General features: G+C 57.0%; 13 protein-coding genes and 2 rRNA genes (1 of these 15 only partly in view). 11 read left to right on the top strand and 4 right to left on the bottom strand.

All coding sequences use genetic code 11. The features are described 5' to 3' along the window. A 23S ribosomal RNA gene (locus IT971_RS12020) occupies positions 1–489 on the top strand; it begins 2,261 nt to the left of the window's first position. Positions 490–608: 119 nt separating this feature from the next. After that, a 5S ribosomal RNA gene (rrf, locus tag IT971_RS12015) occupies positions 609–723 on the top strand. A gap of 108 nt (positions 724–831) precedes the next feature. On the opposite strand, the gene IT971_RS12010 is transcribed toward rrf, so the two are convergent. After that, complete coding sequence (locus tag IT971_RS12010) at positions 832–1,920, bottom strand: helix-turn-helix domain-containing protein (protein WP_139190026.1); 1,089 nt, start codon at positions 1,918–1,920, stop codon at positions 832–834. A gap of 272 nt (positions 1,921–2,192) precedes the next feature. Continuing rightward, complete coding sequence (locus IT971_RS12005; protein ID WP_007092464.1) at positions 2,193–3,845, bottom strand: GMC family oxidoreductase; 1,653 nt, start codon at positions 3,843–3,845, stop codon at positions 2,193–2,195. A 636-nt stretch (positions 3,846–4,481) separates the two neighbouring features. On the opposite strand from IT971_RS12005, the gene IT971_RS12000 reads away from it, so the two are divergent. From IT971_RS12000 to IT971_RS11985, 4 genes are read left to right on the top strand one after another with little or no spacing between them, the layout of a single operon-like run. Further along, a complete protein-coding gene (locus tag IT971_RS12000; protein WP_063092010.1) occupies positions 4,482–4,781 on the top strand; it encodes a DUF2282 domain-containing protein in 300 nt (99 codons plus the stop codon). 55 nt (positions 4,782–4,836) lie between these two features. After that, positions 4,837–5,712 (top strand): DUF692 family multinuclear iron-containing protein, encoded by an 876-nt coding sequence (locus IT971_RS11995; RefSeq protein WP_063092011.1) that lies wholly within the window; start codon positions 4,837–4,839, stop codon positions 5,710–5,712. Continuing rightward, positions 5,709–6,461: a DNA-binding domain-containing protein gene (locus IT971_RS11990; protein ID WP_063091817.1), complete on the top strand. Its 753-nt coding sequence runs from the start codon at positions 5,709–5,711 to the stop codon at positions 6,459–6,461. Before IT971_RS11995 ends, IT971_RS11990 begins: the two co-directional genes overlap by 4 nt. A 1-nt stretch (position 6,462) precedes the next feature. Beyond that, complete coding sequence (locus tag IT971_RS11985) at positions 6,463–7,011, top strand: DoxX family protein (protein WP_082822679.1); 549 nt, start codon at positions 6,463–6,465, stop codon at positions 7,009–7,011. A 6-nt stretch (positions 7,012–7,017) separates the two neighbouring features. Here the strand turns inward: IT971_RS11985 and IT971_RS11980 are convergent, their stop codons facing one another. Beyond that, a complete protein-coding gene (locus IT971_RS11980) occupies positions 7,018–7,734 on the bottom strand; it encodes a GntR family transcriptional regulator (protein WP_063091818.1) in 717 nt (238 codons plus the stop codon). 367 nt (positions 7,735–8,101) lie between these two features. On the opposite strand from IT971_RS11980, the gene IT971_RS11975 reads away from it, so the two are divergent. The 4 genes from IT971_RS11975 to IT971_RS11960 all read left to right on the top strand — a co-directional run bounded on the left by IT971_RS11975 (position 8,102) and on the right by IT971_RS11960 (position 12,915). Beyond that, positions 8,102–9,232: a TRAP transporter substrate-binding protein gene (locus IT971_RS11975; RefSeq protein WP_074624814.1), complete on the top strand. Its 1,131-nt coding sequence runs from the start codon at positions 8,102–8,104 to the stop codon at positions 9,230–9,232. Between the two features lies 1 nt (position 9,233). Then, entirely contained in the window at positions 9,234–9,842 is a 609-nt protein-coding gene (locus IT971_RS11970; RefSeq protein ID WP_063091819.1) for a TRAP transporter small permease subunit, read from the top strand. A 6-nt stretch (positions 9,843–9,848) separates the two neighbouring features. Continuing rightward, positions 9,849–11,174 carry a TRAP transporter large permease subunit gene (locus IT971_RS11965; RefSeq protein WP_063091820.1) on the top strand — a complete coding sequence of 442 codons (1,326 nt, stop codon included), beginning with the start codon at positions 9,849–9,851 and terminating at the stop codon, positions 11,172–11,174. 157 nt (positions 11,175–11,331) lie between these two features. Then, positions 11,332–12,915 carry a gamma-glutamyltransferase family protein gene (locus IT971_RS11960; RefSeq protein ID WP_063091821.1) on the top strand — a complete coding sequence of 528 codons (1,584 nt, stop codon included), beginning with the start codon at positions 11,332–11,334 and terminating at the stop codon, positions 12,913–12,915. Between the two features lie 58 nt (positions 12,916–12,973). Here IT971_RS11960 and IT971_RS11955 read toward each other — a convergent pair whose 3' ends face one another. After that, on the bottom strand, positions 12,974–13,993 hold the full coding sequence (locus IT971_RS11955) for an aldose epimerase family protein (RefSeq protein WP_223305246.1): 1,020 nt from the start codon (positions 13,991–13,993) through the stop codon (positions 12,974–12,976). Positions 13,994–14,171: 178 nt separating this feature from the next. On the opposite strand from IT971_RS11955, the gene IT971_RS11950 reads away from it, so the two are divergent. After that, complete coding sequence (locus IT971_RS11950; RefSeq protein ID WP_063091823.1) at positions 14,172–15,122, top strand: ABC transporter substrate-binding protein; 951 nt, start codon at positions 14,172–14,174, stop codon at positions 15,120–15,122. Positions 15,123–15,221: the final 99 nt, after the last annotated feature.

Below are 15,221 nucleotides of genomic sequence, written 5' to 3'. Positions count from 1 at the left end.
GTCCCGCGTGGAAGGGCCATCGCTCAACGGATAAAAGGTACGCCGGGGATAACAGGCTGATACTCCCCAAGAGTCCACATCGACGGGAGTGTTTGGCACCTCGATGTCGGCTCATCACATCCTGGGGCTGGAGCAGGTCCCAAGGGTTTGGCTGTTCGCCAATTAAAGTGGTACGTGAGCTGGGTTTAGAACGTCGTGAGACAGTTCGGTCCCTATCTGCCGTGGGCGTAGGATACTTGAGAAGAGCTGTCCCTAGTACGAGAGGACCGGGATGGACGCACCTCTGGTGTACCGGTTGTTCCGCCAGGAGCATCGCCGGGTAGCTAAGTGCGGAAGGGATAACCGCTGAAAGCATCTAAGCGGGAAGCCCCCTTCAAGACTAGGTATCCCTATCAGATCCCTGGAAGACCACCAGGTTGATAGGCTGGGTGTGGAAGCGTGGCAACACGTGAAGCTAACCAGTACTAATTGATCGATCGGCTTGATTGATCCCTCTTGCTAATTGACTGTCCTGACTTCTTGCGCAGCGGTAAAACCCGCCAAAGCAAAATACAAAACAACCAATATCGCATCACAAAAACTCCGATCTCTTCGCTGTGTTTCGACGGCCCGGTGGCCATAGCGGCCGGGAACCACCTGATCCCATCCCGAACTCAGAAGTGAAACCTGCCTGCGCCGATGGTACTTTGTCTTAAGGCACGGGAGAGTAGGTCACCGCCGGGCCTTCCAAACACAGCTCCATATTCCCTGTTCAACGACTTCGCAAAACCCCTGGCCTTTACTGGTCAGGGGTTTTGTCGTTTCATGCCGGTCTGGTTGCGCGAAAGGCGGTTATATTTCCCGATGCCGTTCGATTTCACGTTCAAGAGCGCGAAGCCGGATCAGGTTTGATGCCGCATCGGCGGTTGTTGAGAGCGCATCGCGTTCCGGCTGGCTCAATGATCTGGGAATTTTATCTATGACGCAGACCGACCCAAGGGCAAAGCCGAGCGGGTCGCGCACGGGGGCCCCGGCATAAAAGCGAAATCCGAAGGGCTCGGACAAGGCCGGATTGGTCGAAAAATGAGGGTCTTTCGTCAGATCTTCGATAACTGTCAGGTCGTTCTCGTAAAGGGTTTTGTTGCAAAACGCCCATTCGCGCGGGGTAGAGTCCCCTTCGAAACCCGTGCGGGATTTGAACCACTGTTCCGTCTGGGTTACCAGCGTGAACATGGCAACCGGCGATCGGGTGGCGAATGCGGCCAGATTGACCAGGTTGTCAAAGCTTGCCTCCGGGCCGGAGCCGACAAGGCCGGACTGTCTTACGGCTTCGAGCCGGACGCGCTCGTTCCAGGGGAGCGGATAGCCCGTGGGGGCGGCTCTTTTTTTGGCTGACACAGTCAGATGTTTGAGGATTGCGGCACTGGTGGCCGCGACATCGGGATAGAGGGGCAATTGCAGCCGGTCATGGCCGATGGGATTGACTGCGTTTTCCGTGTTTTGCGTGTTTTCAGCCGATGAGATGATGATCGTCTGCCGGAAGCGCTGATCAGCTTGCAGCTCGGCCAGCAGTTTTCTGTTGTTACCTGACGTGGCATTTTCAATAAGAACAAGCATCGGGCAGGTAAAGGAGAGCCATTTCCGGGCTTCCAGCGCGTCTTCGGTGACGTCCAGTAAAAGACCCGATCCCTTCAGGCCATGTGTGCGCCAGTCAGGAGCCCGACCTTCGCCCGCAAGGATGATGGCCCGGGCGCTTAGCGGCAGGTATTGTTCGGGCGTGTTGTGTTCCACCAGATCCATGACCGCCTGGCGCGGTATGCGACGATGCCCGCCGGGGGTTTTCCATGAAGGGAGCTGGCCGCTTTCGACCCAGAGCTGGGCGGTGCGTATGGATACGCCCAGAATTTCCGCCGCCTTGGCTGTCGTCAGGATATCTTTCACATCAATCACCCATTTCTTATAAGCAATGAAATAGCAAAATTTGCCAAAAGTGCAAGAAATGGAAAGTTTGACGGCGCGGTTTGATCGTCGCGGGACTACTTTTGCGCCCTTCTGGCGAGGAAGCTTCCTTATGGCCGAAGGTTGCTGCCTGCGCGATCTTTCCCGGTGGCGTTGCCGTTGGCGCGAGTGTCGGTCATCAAAGGGCAGGTCATTAAGGGTGTGAGGCCGGAAAAGAAAATCTTTCCGGCCTCACGAAAAGCAACAGCGGGGGGCTATGAGGGATCAGGGCGCTGTTGCTTTATTCCGGCGGCAAGTTGCGTATCGTGTGCGGCAAGGATCATGTCCGCAGCACGTTCGCCGATGACAACGCAGGGCGCCATCGTGTTGCCGGTCGTGATGCGCGGCATGATCGAGGCATCGGCGATGCGGAGGTTTTCGATGCCATAGACTCTGAGCCGGGCGTCAACCACGGACATTCTGTCGAGACCCATTTTTGCGGTACAGGATTGATGCCAGTATGTGACGGCCGAGTTGCGGACAAATTCGACAAGGCCAGCATGATTGCGCGATCGTGGCGCGGTTTCGCCGCGAACCAGCGGAGTGAATGCCGAATGGTTGCCGATTTCGCGGCACAATTCGACCGCGGCAAGGGCTGCTGTCACGTCTTCGGGGGCGCTGAGCGCATTTGGTTCGATAAGCATATTATCGTACATGGTCGGACCGGATAGGCGCAGCCGTCCGCGGCTTTTGGGTTGGGCCAGTCCGGCAAACATTGTCCAGCCATGTTCAGGGGTTTCCAATTCTGCTTCGGCAGGTGAGGGAACGGGGAATTCAAGCTGGCATTGAAGGATGTCGGGTTGCTGGAGGCGGGAGTTGCTTTTCCAGTACACGGTTGCCTCGCACCCGCCGCCGCCGACGTCCTCGGGCTTGCGATATTCCCATGTGCAGCCAAAGGCGATGTGATCCTGATGGTTTTGACCGACGCCGGGCAGGTGTTGACGTACCTTGATGCCATGTCTGTTCAGCTCGTCCTCGGGACCGATGCCCGATTGCATCAGCACTTTGGGAGTGTTGACCGCACCAAGAGACAGGATCGTTTCGCAGGTGGCGCGGAACTGTCGGATTTTACCGTCGAGCATGACCTCGACACCGACGGCCTTGTTGCCGTCAAATATCAGGCTGGAAACAAGCGCGCCGGTCAGGACCGTCAGGTTTGGCTGGTGCATGGCCTTGTAGGTATAAGACCTGAAAACGGACTGGCGTTTGCCATCCTTGATACGCAGATCGGCAATCGCCGCCCCGCCGGTGCATTCCATCATCCGCCCGTTCGGGCTATCGAATACCGGTATGCCCAAAAGACCAGCGGCATCGACCATGGTCTGTGCAATGGGTTGCGGGGAAGAGGGTTGTGCGACATAGGCCGGGCCGCCTTTGCCGCGGCGCGCCGGATCCGGCGTGCCCTGCCAGTCTTCGATGCGGCGATAATATTCCAGAACCGATTTATAGCCCCATTCCGGATCACCGGATTTGGCGGCGAAATAGTCCCAGTCCTCTTTGTGGCCGCGCGACCAGACCATCACGTTGATGCTTGATCCGCCGCCCAGTCCCTTGCCCATGCTGAGCGGCAATCTGCGCCCGTTGAGCGATGGGGCGGGTTGCCCCATGAAGCTCCAGTCACGTTCACTGCCAAGGTTTACGGGCCATTGAGCAGGTTCCATGACGGAGGGGGCGGTATCGTCGCCACCGGCTTCGAGCAGCAGGACGCGGATGTTTTCGCGTTCGGCAAGCCGTGCGGCAATGACGCAGCCGCTTGATCCCGCGCCGCAGACGATGAAGTCGTAATGCGAGCGCAGATTGTTGCGCAGTTCATTCTGGTTTCTAAGCACGTCTGTGTGGATCTGTATGTCTTCGCTGATCTGGTTCATGTGAGCCTCTATGACACCGGGTTATGGCAAACAGGAATCTCCATAGGGTGCTGTGTAAAAAGAGGCAACATAAATTATCAATTTTATCAAAATTATCAAATTTGAACTAAAATTCCGTGTTTGATGATCTGTGGCGCGGGGGAGGTCTTTGTCCTATCTGATGCAGGCGTCCGGCAGGAGGGAGAAAGCCGTGAAATGTGGAGCTAATTAATTGTTTTAAAAAGATTGTTTCTTGAATGTGATTCGGCGCCATTTGACGGGTTCATGGTGGTCGTGTGAGGTTTTTGTTGCCAGTAATTGTGGCTTGGGAGGAAGAGTGGTGATCACCTGAAAGTGATAATAATGATGGAAATGAAATTGAGTTTTCGGGTTTTGGGGGCGGCTGACGAGGTCCGATTTCGGATTCCCGATATCGGAGTCCGCTTATCCGCGTTGGGGATTTTGCGGTGCGAGTCCGGTGTTTGTTCGACGCAAGTGAGGTGATGATTTCACGCATCCGTGATGAAATGCCGGGAAACTCTCACACTGACTTGATATTTCGTGTGCCGAAGTTGCAATGACGATGATCCGCCCGGCTGCTACCAGAAAGACATCGCCAACACCGGCGATCGGGTTTCACGCAAAAGGGATGACATCATGAAAAATGCATTGGTATTGGGCGCAGCGCTGACGGCGGCTGTTTCGCTTGCTTCTGTTCATTCTGCGCAGGCAGAGGGTGCCAAGGAGAAATGCTTTGGCGTATCGCTTGCCGGGCAGAATGACTGTGCCGCCGGGCCGGGCACCACATGTGCCGGGACATCGAAAGTTGATTATCAGGGCAATGCCTGGAAGCTGGTCCCGGCCGGGACATGCGCGGATATGAGCTTTACGACCGCCGATGGGCGCAAGGTTATGGGAAGCCTTGAGGCGCTTGAGCGCGATCTGCCGAAGTCCTGATGTGATCATGCCGATCCGCCAATGCGGGTCGGCATCCTTTTTTCGGGGGCTTGCCATGATCAATAGCCAAAGCAGCAACAGATTGCCAAATCGGGCCGGTGTCGGCTTCAAGGGCGAACACGCCGATGACGTGATCGGCCAGCCCAAGCAGGTCGGCTGGTTTGAAATCCATCCGGAAAATTACATGGTGGCCGGTGGGCCGCGCCTGGCGGTGCTCGAAGCCTTGTGCGCCGATTATCCATTATCGATGCACGGGGTTGGACTGTCCCTTGGCGGCGGGGAGAGGCTTGATCCCCACCATCTGGCCGATCTCAAGCGTCTGGTGGACCGGTTTGAGCCCGCCATGCTGTCGGAACATATTGCATGGTCAAGCCATGGCGGGCTTTATATGGCCGACCTTTTGCCGACACCGATGACGCAACAGTCGCTTAATCAACTGGTTGAGGCGATTGACGAGGTGCAGACGGCAACAGGGCGCAAAATCCTGATTGAAAATCCGACCTCGTATCTTGCATTGCCGCAAAATTCGATCCCGGAAATTGATTTTATCACCGAGGCCGCACGGCGTTCGGGTTGCGGATTGCTGATCGATGTAAACAACATTTACATTTCGGCCTGCAATCTGGGCTTTGACGCGGGGGATTATATCGATGCGATCCCCGGTGATCTGATCGGGGAAATCCATCTGGCCGGGCATGAGGTTGATGCCAATGCTGATGAGAAGGTTTTGATCGATACCCATTCCCGACCGGTGGCCGATCCGGTCTGGGCGCTGTTTGATCGCCTGATTGCGCGGATTGGCGCGCGACCGACCCTGATTGAATGGGATAATGATGTGCCCGATTGGGCGACGCTTCGGGCCGAGGCGGCGCTTGCAGATCGGCGCATTGAGCGGTTTTCGAAAGTTGGCCCGATGCGGGTGGCGTTATGATTGAGGCGCGGACTCTTCAGGGGGAATTTTCCCGTGCCCTGATGGCAGCAGACCCGTCTGCGCGGCCCGATGGCCTTGACCCGGCGATGGCGGAACGGTTTGCGATTTATCGCAACAATGTCCATCGCGGGCTTGGCGATGCGTTAATCGCGGCTTATCCGGTGGTGGCGAAGCTGGTGGGGGAGGAATTCTTTCGGGCGATGGCGCAGGTGTTTTTCCGGGGCGAGAAAGCACGCCCCGGGTCGCTTGCGCTTTATGGGGCCGGTTTTGCCGATTTCATTGATGGTTTCGATGTCGCGGCGTCAGTGCCGTATCTTTCCGATATGGCGCGGCTGGAACGCGCAAGGCTGGAAGCCCTGCATGCGGCCGATGATGCGGTGACCACGTCGGAAATGCTGCAAGGCATTGTGAATGATCTGGCGTCGGTTGCCTTTGTGCGTCATTCGGCCTGCTTTCTTGTGCGGTCCGGTTTTCCCATCCATGCGATCTGGCAATGCCAGCAGGAAGGGTCGGAAAAGCGGCCTATTGTGCAATGCGGGGAAAATATCCTGATCACCCGGCCTGACATGACGGTGCAGCAAATCCTGCTGGACGATGCCGGGGCTATTTTTGCAGGAAGGCTTTTGGATCAGGCACAGGTTGCCGATGCCTTTGCTGCCGCAATCGCCCGCGATCCGCAATTTGATGTGACATCCACCTTTGCCCAACTGATTGCCGCCGGGGCGTTTGCCGGTTTGAGGGAGACATAAAATGCAAACAGCGATCAAAAGAATGACCGGGCTGCATAGGTGCCTGTTTGGTGCACTTGAAGCGCGGACCGATGGCTGGTTCATCGGGCTTTCGGCACGTTTGTGGTTTGCCGCGATTTTGCTGCCTTATTACCTCAATAGCGCAATGACCAAGGTGGCGGGGGATAGTTTCCCCAGTGCCGGGGCGTTTGCGCAGATCGTGCCGTCGATTGCCGATCAGTATTTATATGACACGGCGGCCATTCCGTTTTTCCCGTGGCATATCATTGTGATTGCCGGGACTTTGGCGGAATTCGTTTTGCCGGTTCTGATCGTGCTGGGCCTGTTTACGCGTTTGGGGGCGCTTGGCATGATCGGGTTTGTGGCGGTGCAGACCGTGGTGGATATCACAGCCCACGGTGCGGCGGCGGGCGCGCTTTTTGACGGGCAGCCCGATCAGTTGATCGATCAGCGGATGTTATGGGTTTTTGTGTTGCTGATGCTGGTGATCACGGGGGCGGGTAAATTTTCGCTTGATCATGTTCTGGCGCGGCGGATGCGTGACCGGTGAGGTTTTTTATTTGGCGATCAGAAGCGCGCGATGGTCGCTTTCGGCGCGGAGTGTTGCCAGATATTCCTGACTGACGTCATGGACCGACATGATGTGGGCGTAAAGCAGTTCTTCGGCGGCCTTGTGATCGCCACGCAGGATGGCATCGACGATGCCCTGATGTTCCTCGTGCGAGGAGGCAAGGCGGGGCAGGCTGTTGAATTGTACCCGGCGGAAGGGGGCAACCCGCCGACGCACGGCCTGGGTGACTTCGACCAGCACGTCATTATGGGTTCCGGCATAGATCGCATTGTGAAATTCACGGTTCTGGCTTTCATAAGCCGGGCTGTCACCCGAGCGCATGGCATGGGCCAGTTCGTGATGGAGTTCTTCGAGCGCGTGGCGTTCGCCACTTGTCATGCGTTTGGCAGCCAACCGCCCGCAGGTGGCTTCGAGTTCGGCCATGCTTTCAAACATTGCGGTCAATCGTTCCGGCGTTGCCAGCGAGACATAAACCCCGCGATTGGGGATTTTTTCGGCAAGTTCGGTCGCGGTCAGCAATTGCAGGGCTTCGCGGACCGGGGTGCGTGACACGCCAAAGCGTTTTGCAAGCTGGGTTTCTTCAAGCCGGGCACCGGGAACAAGCACGCCGGTGACAATATCGTCTTCGAGAGACTGGCAGAGTTTTTGCGCAATGCCGACCGGTTCGGGTGAAGGTTGCGGGGCCTGCTGCAGATGGATCATGTGCCGTTTCGACCCTTTGATCTTGTTGTTGATTGATGCTTGGTGCTCTTTTCGTGCTTTTTGGGCACCCTATACAACCGACGTATACATGATATTTCCCGCAAAATCCAAGCGCAACTGTCGCGTGCGGGATTCCGTCCCCGGCGTCACCCTGCAATATGTTTAATTAATATGCATGTATGTAGTGCAGCAATTAAATATGATTAAAAAATAAACAGCAAAAGAGGGTCTGTTGAGGCTTGAAATAAGTTAACTTATTGAAATATAACAGATGGCACGTCGGTTGCACGGTGTATACACAATGCGGGCCAAGATCCGTTCGATGATATTATCCGCGTATTGCGCTTTCTCTATCAGGGAGACACCGATGACCAACCTTAAAAGACGCGACTTTCTGACGAAATCGGCACTCGGCACGGCGGTAGTCGGGGCGGCGGCCGGGGCGGCTGTTTTTGCGACGCCGCATATCGCGCGTGCCCAGGAGAGCTTTAACTGGAAGATGACCAACGCCTATGGTCCGGGTTCGCCGTTTTACGTGACCGGCCCGGGCAGCCCCGAGGATTTCTGCAAACGTGTGACGGAAATGTCGAGCGGGCGTCTGAACATCCAGCATTTTGCCGCTGGTGAACTGATCCCCGCCCTTGAAGGCTTTGACGCCGTTCAGGCCGGTACGGTCGAGATGAATGCGGCCAATGCCTATTTCTGGGCGGGCAAGATTTTTGCCGCACAGTATTTCACCACCGTTCCGTTTGGTTTGAATTTCCAGGGAATGAATGCGTGGCTGTATCATGCGGGCGGGCTTGAGCTTTGGCATGAACTGTATCAGCCCTATGGCCTGATTGCGTTCCCGATGGGCAATACCGGCGTTCAGATGACCGGCTGGTTCCGCGAACCGATTGAAAGCCTTGATGATTTCAATGGCCTGAAAATGCGTATTCCGGGTCTTGCCGGCAAGGTCTATCAGCAGATCGGGGTTGAGGTGAAGCTGCTTCCGGGCGGCGAGATTTTCCCGGCCCTTGAACGTGGCGTGATTGATGCCGCCGAGTTTGTCGGCCCGTATCAGGACCGGCGTCTGGGCCTTCAGAAGGCAGCGAAATATTACTACACCACCGGCTGGCACGAACCGTCCAACGTGACCGAGCTTCTGATCAACCAGAAAGCATGGGAAAGCCTTCCGGCCGATCTTCAGGCGATTGTCAAAAACGCCGCCCAGGCATGCAATCTTGACAGTCATTCCTGGTGCGAGGCCAACAATGCCGCGGCCCTTCGTGATCTGGTCGAGAACGAGGGCGTCATTGCCCAAACCCTTCCCGATGATGTGGTCAACAAGCTTAAAGGCATCACCAACGACACGCTGGAAGCCGAAGCCGCCAAGGACCCGCTGACCAAAAAGGTCCATGATGCGTTTATGGCGTTCCGCGATACGCACCGTGAATGGGCCGCGGTGAGTGAAAAGCCCTATCACGGCATCATTTCATCCAAAGACGGGATGAGCTGACATGAATTCGACCCGTACAGAACCGTTGTCAGAACCGCTTCCCGAACCATTTCCCGACCGTGTGTTGGGATATATCGTTGATTTTGCCGGATGGGCGGCCGCGTTAAGCGGTCTTGCGCTTGTTCTGGTGGTCGGCGGCAATGTTTTGCTGCGCTATGTGTTCAATACCGGCAGTGTCGCCATGCAGGAACTTGAATGGCATCTGGTATCACCGATTGCCCTTCTGGGGATGGCATATGGCATGCGGCATGGCGGCCATGTACGGGTCGATTTCCTTTATGACCGGCTAAGCGACCGGGCCCGCGCGATGATTGATCTGTTTTCGGCGGTGCTGATGGTCATTCTTGGTGCGGCGATCATCTGGTTTGCCATTCCCTATGTGAACCAGTCGATCATGATGGGCGAAGGTTCACCCGATCCGGGGGGATTGCCTTATCGTTTCCTGCTTAAGGCGTTTATCCCGGTCGGGTTCGGGTTGCTGTTCGTGCAGGCGATTGCGCAGGCCCTGATCAATTTCCGGCAGGTGGCCGGGGCGGGGCAAGCCGCCGATGAGCCCGATGATGCCGGATACGCCACCCATAAAACCGCCACCGAAGTGCCTGGGGAATAATCGAACATGACTGGTAATGAATGGCTGGCCATTGGCATGGTCGGCGGCTTTTTCGGCTTCCTCGTGCTTGGGGTGCCGGTGGCGATATCGCTTGCGATTTCGGGTTTTGCCTTTGGCATTCTGGGATTTGGCACCGGCCTTTTCAATTTATTGCCCGCGCGCATTTACGGGGTTGTGACCAACTATACGCTTCTGGCCCTGCCGCTTTTCATCTTCATGGGGGTGATGCTTGAAAAGTCGAAACTGGCCGAAGAACTGATTGATGTGATCGGCCATGCCATGGGCCGCCTTCGCGGCGGCATGGGGCTTGCGATTGTGATTGTCGGGGTTCTGATGGGGGCGTCTTCGGGCGTGGTCGGGGCGACGGTGGTGACGGTCGGCTTGCTGTCGTTACAACCATTGATCAATCGCGGTTATAACAAGGGGGTGGCGTGCGGTGTGATTTGCGCATCGGGCACGCTGGGGCAGATCATTCCGCCAAGTCTTGTTCTGATCCTGCTTGCCGATATTCTTGGTGAATCCGTCGGGACGCTGTTTGCCGCCGCGATGGTGCCGGGGCTTATCCTTGCCGGGATGCTGGCCCTTTATCTGGTGATACTCGGTATTTTCAAACCCGACATGGTGCCCGCGATCCCGCAGGACGAGCGCGATGCGCTCGCCACGCGCGATCTTATGCTCAAGATTGCCAAGGTCGTGCTACCGCCGCTGGCGCTTGTTTTTGCGGTTCTGGGGTCGATTGTTGGCGGGATTGCCGCCCCGACCGAGGCCGCATCAATGGGCGCGCTTGGCGCGCTGCTTCTGGCGCTGTTTACCAGGCGGCTTAATTTCGGGGTGATGCGCGATGTGTTGCGCGATACCCTGATCACCAGTGCGATGGTGTTTTTCATCCTGATCTGCGCGCAGCCCTTTGGTCTTGCGTTTCGGGGGCTTGGCGGCGAGGGACTGGTGCATGCCATGTTTGAATGGGTGCCGGGGGGCGATATGGGCAACCTTCTGTTCATGATGGCGGTGATCTTTGTTCTCGGGTTCTTCCTTGAATGGATCGAGATTTCCTATATCGCGCTGCCGATGTTTTTGCCGGTATTCATGAATAGCGGCATCGACATGGCGTGGCTTGCGATCCTTGTGGCGATGAACCTGCAGACCAGCTTCCTGACGCCGCCTTTTGGCTGGGCGCTGTTCTTCCTGAAAGGTGTCGCGCCAAAATCGGTGTCGACCATGGATATCTATCGCGGGGTCATTCCGTTTATCGGTATTCAGGCACTGGCCCTTGTGCTGCTGTTCATCTTCCCGGAACTGACAAGCTGGCTGCCGGATCTTATTGGCTGGTAGGCAACAGGTAGGTCCTGATCCGAAATATCAGGCGATTTGTCCACGATGTGAAAATCGCCTGATACCCGGATCATTTTCACGATAGATTTCAAAGAACAACAGGACATGCCGGACATACGGCATGCCAAAGATTTTTGCGCCATCAGGAGGCCCCGAAATGCTTAGAACCAGAACAAGCCTTGGCGGGATGGTCACAGCCCCGCATCATCTGGCTGCCCAGGCCGGGCGAGATGTTTTGCGCGATGGCGGCAACGCGGTCGAGGCGATGATTGCGGCGGCGGCCACCATTGCGGTTGTCTATCCGCATATGAATGCGATTGGCGGTGACGGGTTCTGGCTGATTGCCGAACCGGGCAAGGACCCGGTGGCGATCCGGGCGTGCGGCGGGGCGGCAGGGCTAGCGAGCCCTGAATTTTACCGTGACCTTGGCCATGACAAAATCCCGGCGCGCGGGCCGCTGGCAGCACTGACCGTGGGCGGGGCGATTGGTGGCTGGATGGAGGCGGCAAAAATCGCAAGGAAACTGGGCGGTACATTGCCCATCGCGCGCCTTGTCGCCGATGCGGTGCATCATGCGCGGGCCGGTGTGCCGATCACGAAATCGCAGCATGAACTGACGCGCGACAAGCTGCCGGAACTTCTGGGTGCGCCGGGTTATGTTGCAGCCTATGCCGCGAATGGTGTGCCCGAAATTGGCGATGTGTTGAAGCAACCTGCCCTTGGCGCAACGCTGGAGCAGCTTGGCACGGCGGGGCTTGATGATTTTTACCGGGGTGATATCGCGCGCGCCAATGCCAACGGGCTTGAGGCGGCGGGAAGTCCGCTTCGGTTATCCGATTTTGAAGCCTATCACGCCAAAACCACCACACCGCTTTCGGTGAAGCTATCAAGCGGCACCGTTTTCAATATGGTGCCACCAACGCAGGGGGCCGCGTCGCTGATGATCCTTGGCCTGTTTGACCGGCTGGGGGTGAAAGCTGGCGAGGGATTTGATCATATCCACGGCGTGATCGAGGCGACCAAGCGTGCCTTTATCAAACGCGATGCTTATATCGGCGATCCGGGCCGGATGGATATTGATCCGATGTCGCTTCTGAGCGATGCGATGCTGGATGCCGAGGCGGCAAAGATCGATATGAAAACCGCATTGCCATGGCCGCATATCGCCAAGCCGGGTGATACGATCTGGATGGGGACGACGGATAAAAACGGTACGGTCGTCAGTTACATCCAAAGCATTTTCTGGGAATTCGGATCGGGCGTTGTGGTTCCCGAAACCGGGGTGCTGTGGCAGAACCGCGGGGCGAGCTTTACACTGCGTGACGGCCCCAACCAGCTCGGCCCCGGCCGGTTACCGTTCCACACACTCAACCCGGCGATGGCGCGGCTGAACAATGGCGATGTGCTGACATACGGCACAATGGGGGGCGAGGGACAGCCGCAAACCCAGGCGGCGGTGTTTACCCGCAATGTCCTGTTCGGACAGGATTTGCAGGCGGCCATCACCGCGCCGCGCTGGCTGCTTGGCCGGACATGGGGGGCGGAAACCACGACGCTGAAACTTGAAAGCCGGTTTGATCCGGCCCTGATCACGCAGCTTGAAAAAGCCGGTCATGCGGTTGAGGTGGTGGGTGATTTCGAAGACATGATGGGCCATGCGGGCGGCATTTTGCTGCGCGCCAATGGCGTGATGGAAGGGGCCACCGATCCGCGGGCGGATGGGGTGGTTGCGGCGCTTTGAGTTTGTTGTACATGTGTTTGAATGGCGAAAAGGCCCCGCAATTGCGGGGCTTATGCTGTCAGGAAAACTCCCACTCGATCACATGCCGGTAAGTCTCGCCCGGATTGAGCCACGGGCTCGGGAAGTCCGGGCGGTTGGGGCTGTCGGGGAAGGTTTGGGGTTCAAGGGCGATGCCGCCGGATTTGTGAAGGCTTTTGCCGTCCGGCGTTTTCATAGCATTGGTGAAATGCTGGGAGAGGTAGAATTGCAATCCGGCCTCGGTTGAGAACAGTTTCATCGTCCGGCCGCTGTCGGGATCGGACAGGGTGGCGATGGGGCGCAGGGTGCCGCGTGTGCCATTGAGGCAGAAATTGTGATCAAAGCCCTGATCGGCATTCAGGAGGTTCTGCGCGATTACGGCGGGGTTTCGGAAATCATAGCCGGTTCCGGCAAGGTCGCAGCGACCGGGAAGGGGGATCAGGCGGTCGTCAATCGGAAGATAGGCATCGGCATCGATTTCAAGGATATGCAGGGCCGCGCATTTATCAAATCGGCCCGTCAGGTTCCAATAGGCGTGGCTGGTCATGTTGACCGGGCAGGTCTGATCGCAGGTCGCCTTGATTTCAAGGCGCAGGCGATTTTCAGCGACAATTGAATAGGTTGCGGTCGCCGCGAAATTCCCCGGATAGCCTTGATCCCCGTCCGGGCTTTCGAGGTGAAAGGCGATTTCGTGATCGGTGTTTTGTACGACCGACCAGTCGTGCCGGTCAAAGCCGGTAACGCCACCATGCAGGTGCGTCGGGCCTTCGTTCGCAGCCAGTGTCACCCGGTCACCATTCGGGGCGATATAGGCCGAATTGGCAATGCGGTTGGCATAGCGCCCGCACACCGCACCGATATAGCTGTCATGGGTGGCATAGGCATCATCATCGGGCAGGCCGACAGCGATATTGGTTTCCGTGCCGTCGTCATTTCTCAGCCAAAGCGCCCGGATGCGCGCCCCAAAGGGGGAGAGCAGGATTCGCATTTTTGCGGTCCTGATTTGCAGGGTTCCGGCCGGGGCCGGATGTATCGGGATTGCGGTCGGGTTTTTGGACATGTCGCCTCGTTTCATCTGGAAGTCCCTGTTTTATTTTGACTTTGCGGGTTTTTGGGCCGCTGTCAACCGCGCTTTATACGCGAAAGTGGGGAGGCGCATTTAGGCCGTTGAGTTCCTTCAAATCATATTGTATTACTATATGGCTTTTAGCAATAAAACAGCCTTTAGGGAGGAAATAATGAAAAGTCTCAAGCAGCTTGCGGTGTCGACGGCAGCCCTTGGTGTTGCACTTGGTCTGTCCTTTGCGGCACAGGCCGAAATGATGATCGGCTTCTCGCAGATCGGGTCGGAAAGCGGCTGGCGCACGTCCGAGACGGCATCGATCAAGGCCGAAGCGGAAAAGCGCGGCATTGATCTGAAATTCTCGGATGCGCAGCAGAAACAGGAAAACCAGATCAAGGCAGTCCGTTCCTTCATCGCCCAGGGCGTTGATGGCATTCTGCTGGCACCGGTTGTTGAAACCGGCTGGGATCAGGTGCTTCAGGAAGCCAAGGATGCCGGTATTCCCGTCGTTCTGGTCGACCGTGGCGTTGCGGCCGATGAAAGCCTGTATCTGACCAAGGTTGCATCCGACTTCGTGGTGGAAGGCGCACTTGCCGCCGCATGGCTGGCGGCGGAAACCAATGGTGTCTGCGATGTGGTCGAGCTTCAGGGCACGGTTGGCTCGTCGGCTGCCAATGACCGCAAGGAAGGTTTTGAGTCCGTTGTCGGCAATTTCCCGGGGATCAATATCATCCGGTCCCAGTCGGGCGATTTCACCCGTTCGGGCGGCAAGGAAGTCATGGAAAGCTTCCTGAAAGCCGAAGATGGCGGCAAAAACATCTGTGCGGTTTATGCGCATAATGATGACATGGCGCTGGGTGCGGTGCAGGCGATCAAGGAAGCCGGTCTGAACCCGGGGGATGATATCCTGATCGTATCAATCGATGCGGTTCCCGATATCTTCAAGGCGATGGCCGATGGCGACACCAACGCCACCATCGAGCTGAACCCGCATCTTGGCGGACCTTCCTTTGATGCGATTGCCGCAGCCAAAGAAGGCAAGGAAGTACCGAAATGGATCAAGGCCAATGGTCCGCTTTATCTGCCTGATACCGCTGCCGAAGAATACAAAATGCGCAGCAAGTAAGGCCGTTATCCACGACCGTGCGCCTTACCGTGCGGTTGGGGTGACGCAACTGGCGTGATGTCTGGGCGCATCCTTGTCGATGGCAAGGGTGCGTTCGGC

The sequence above is a fragment of the Thalassospira sp. B30-1 genome, from assembly GCF_015767575.1.
GTDB classification, from domain to species: domain Bacteria; phylum Pseudomonadota; class Alphaproteobacteria; order Rhodospirillales; family Thalassospiraceae; genus Thalassospira; species Thalassospira xiamenensis.
This window is presented reverse-complemented; position numbering and strand designations above follow the sequence as displayed.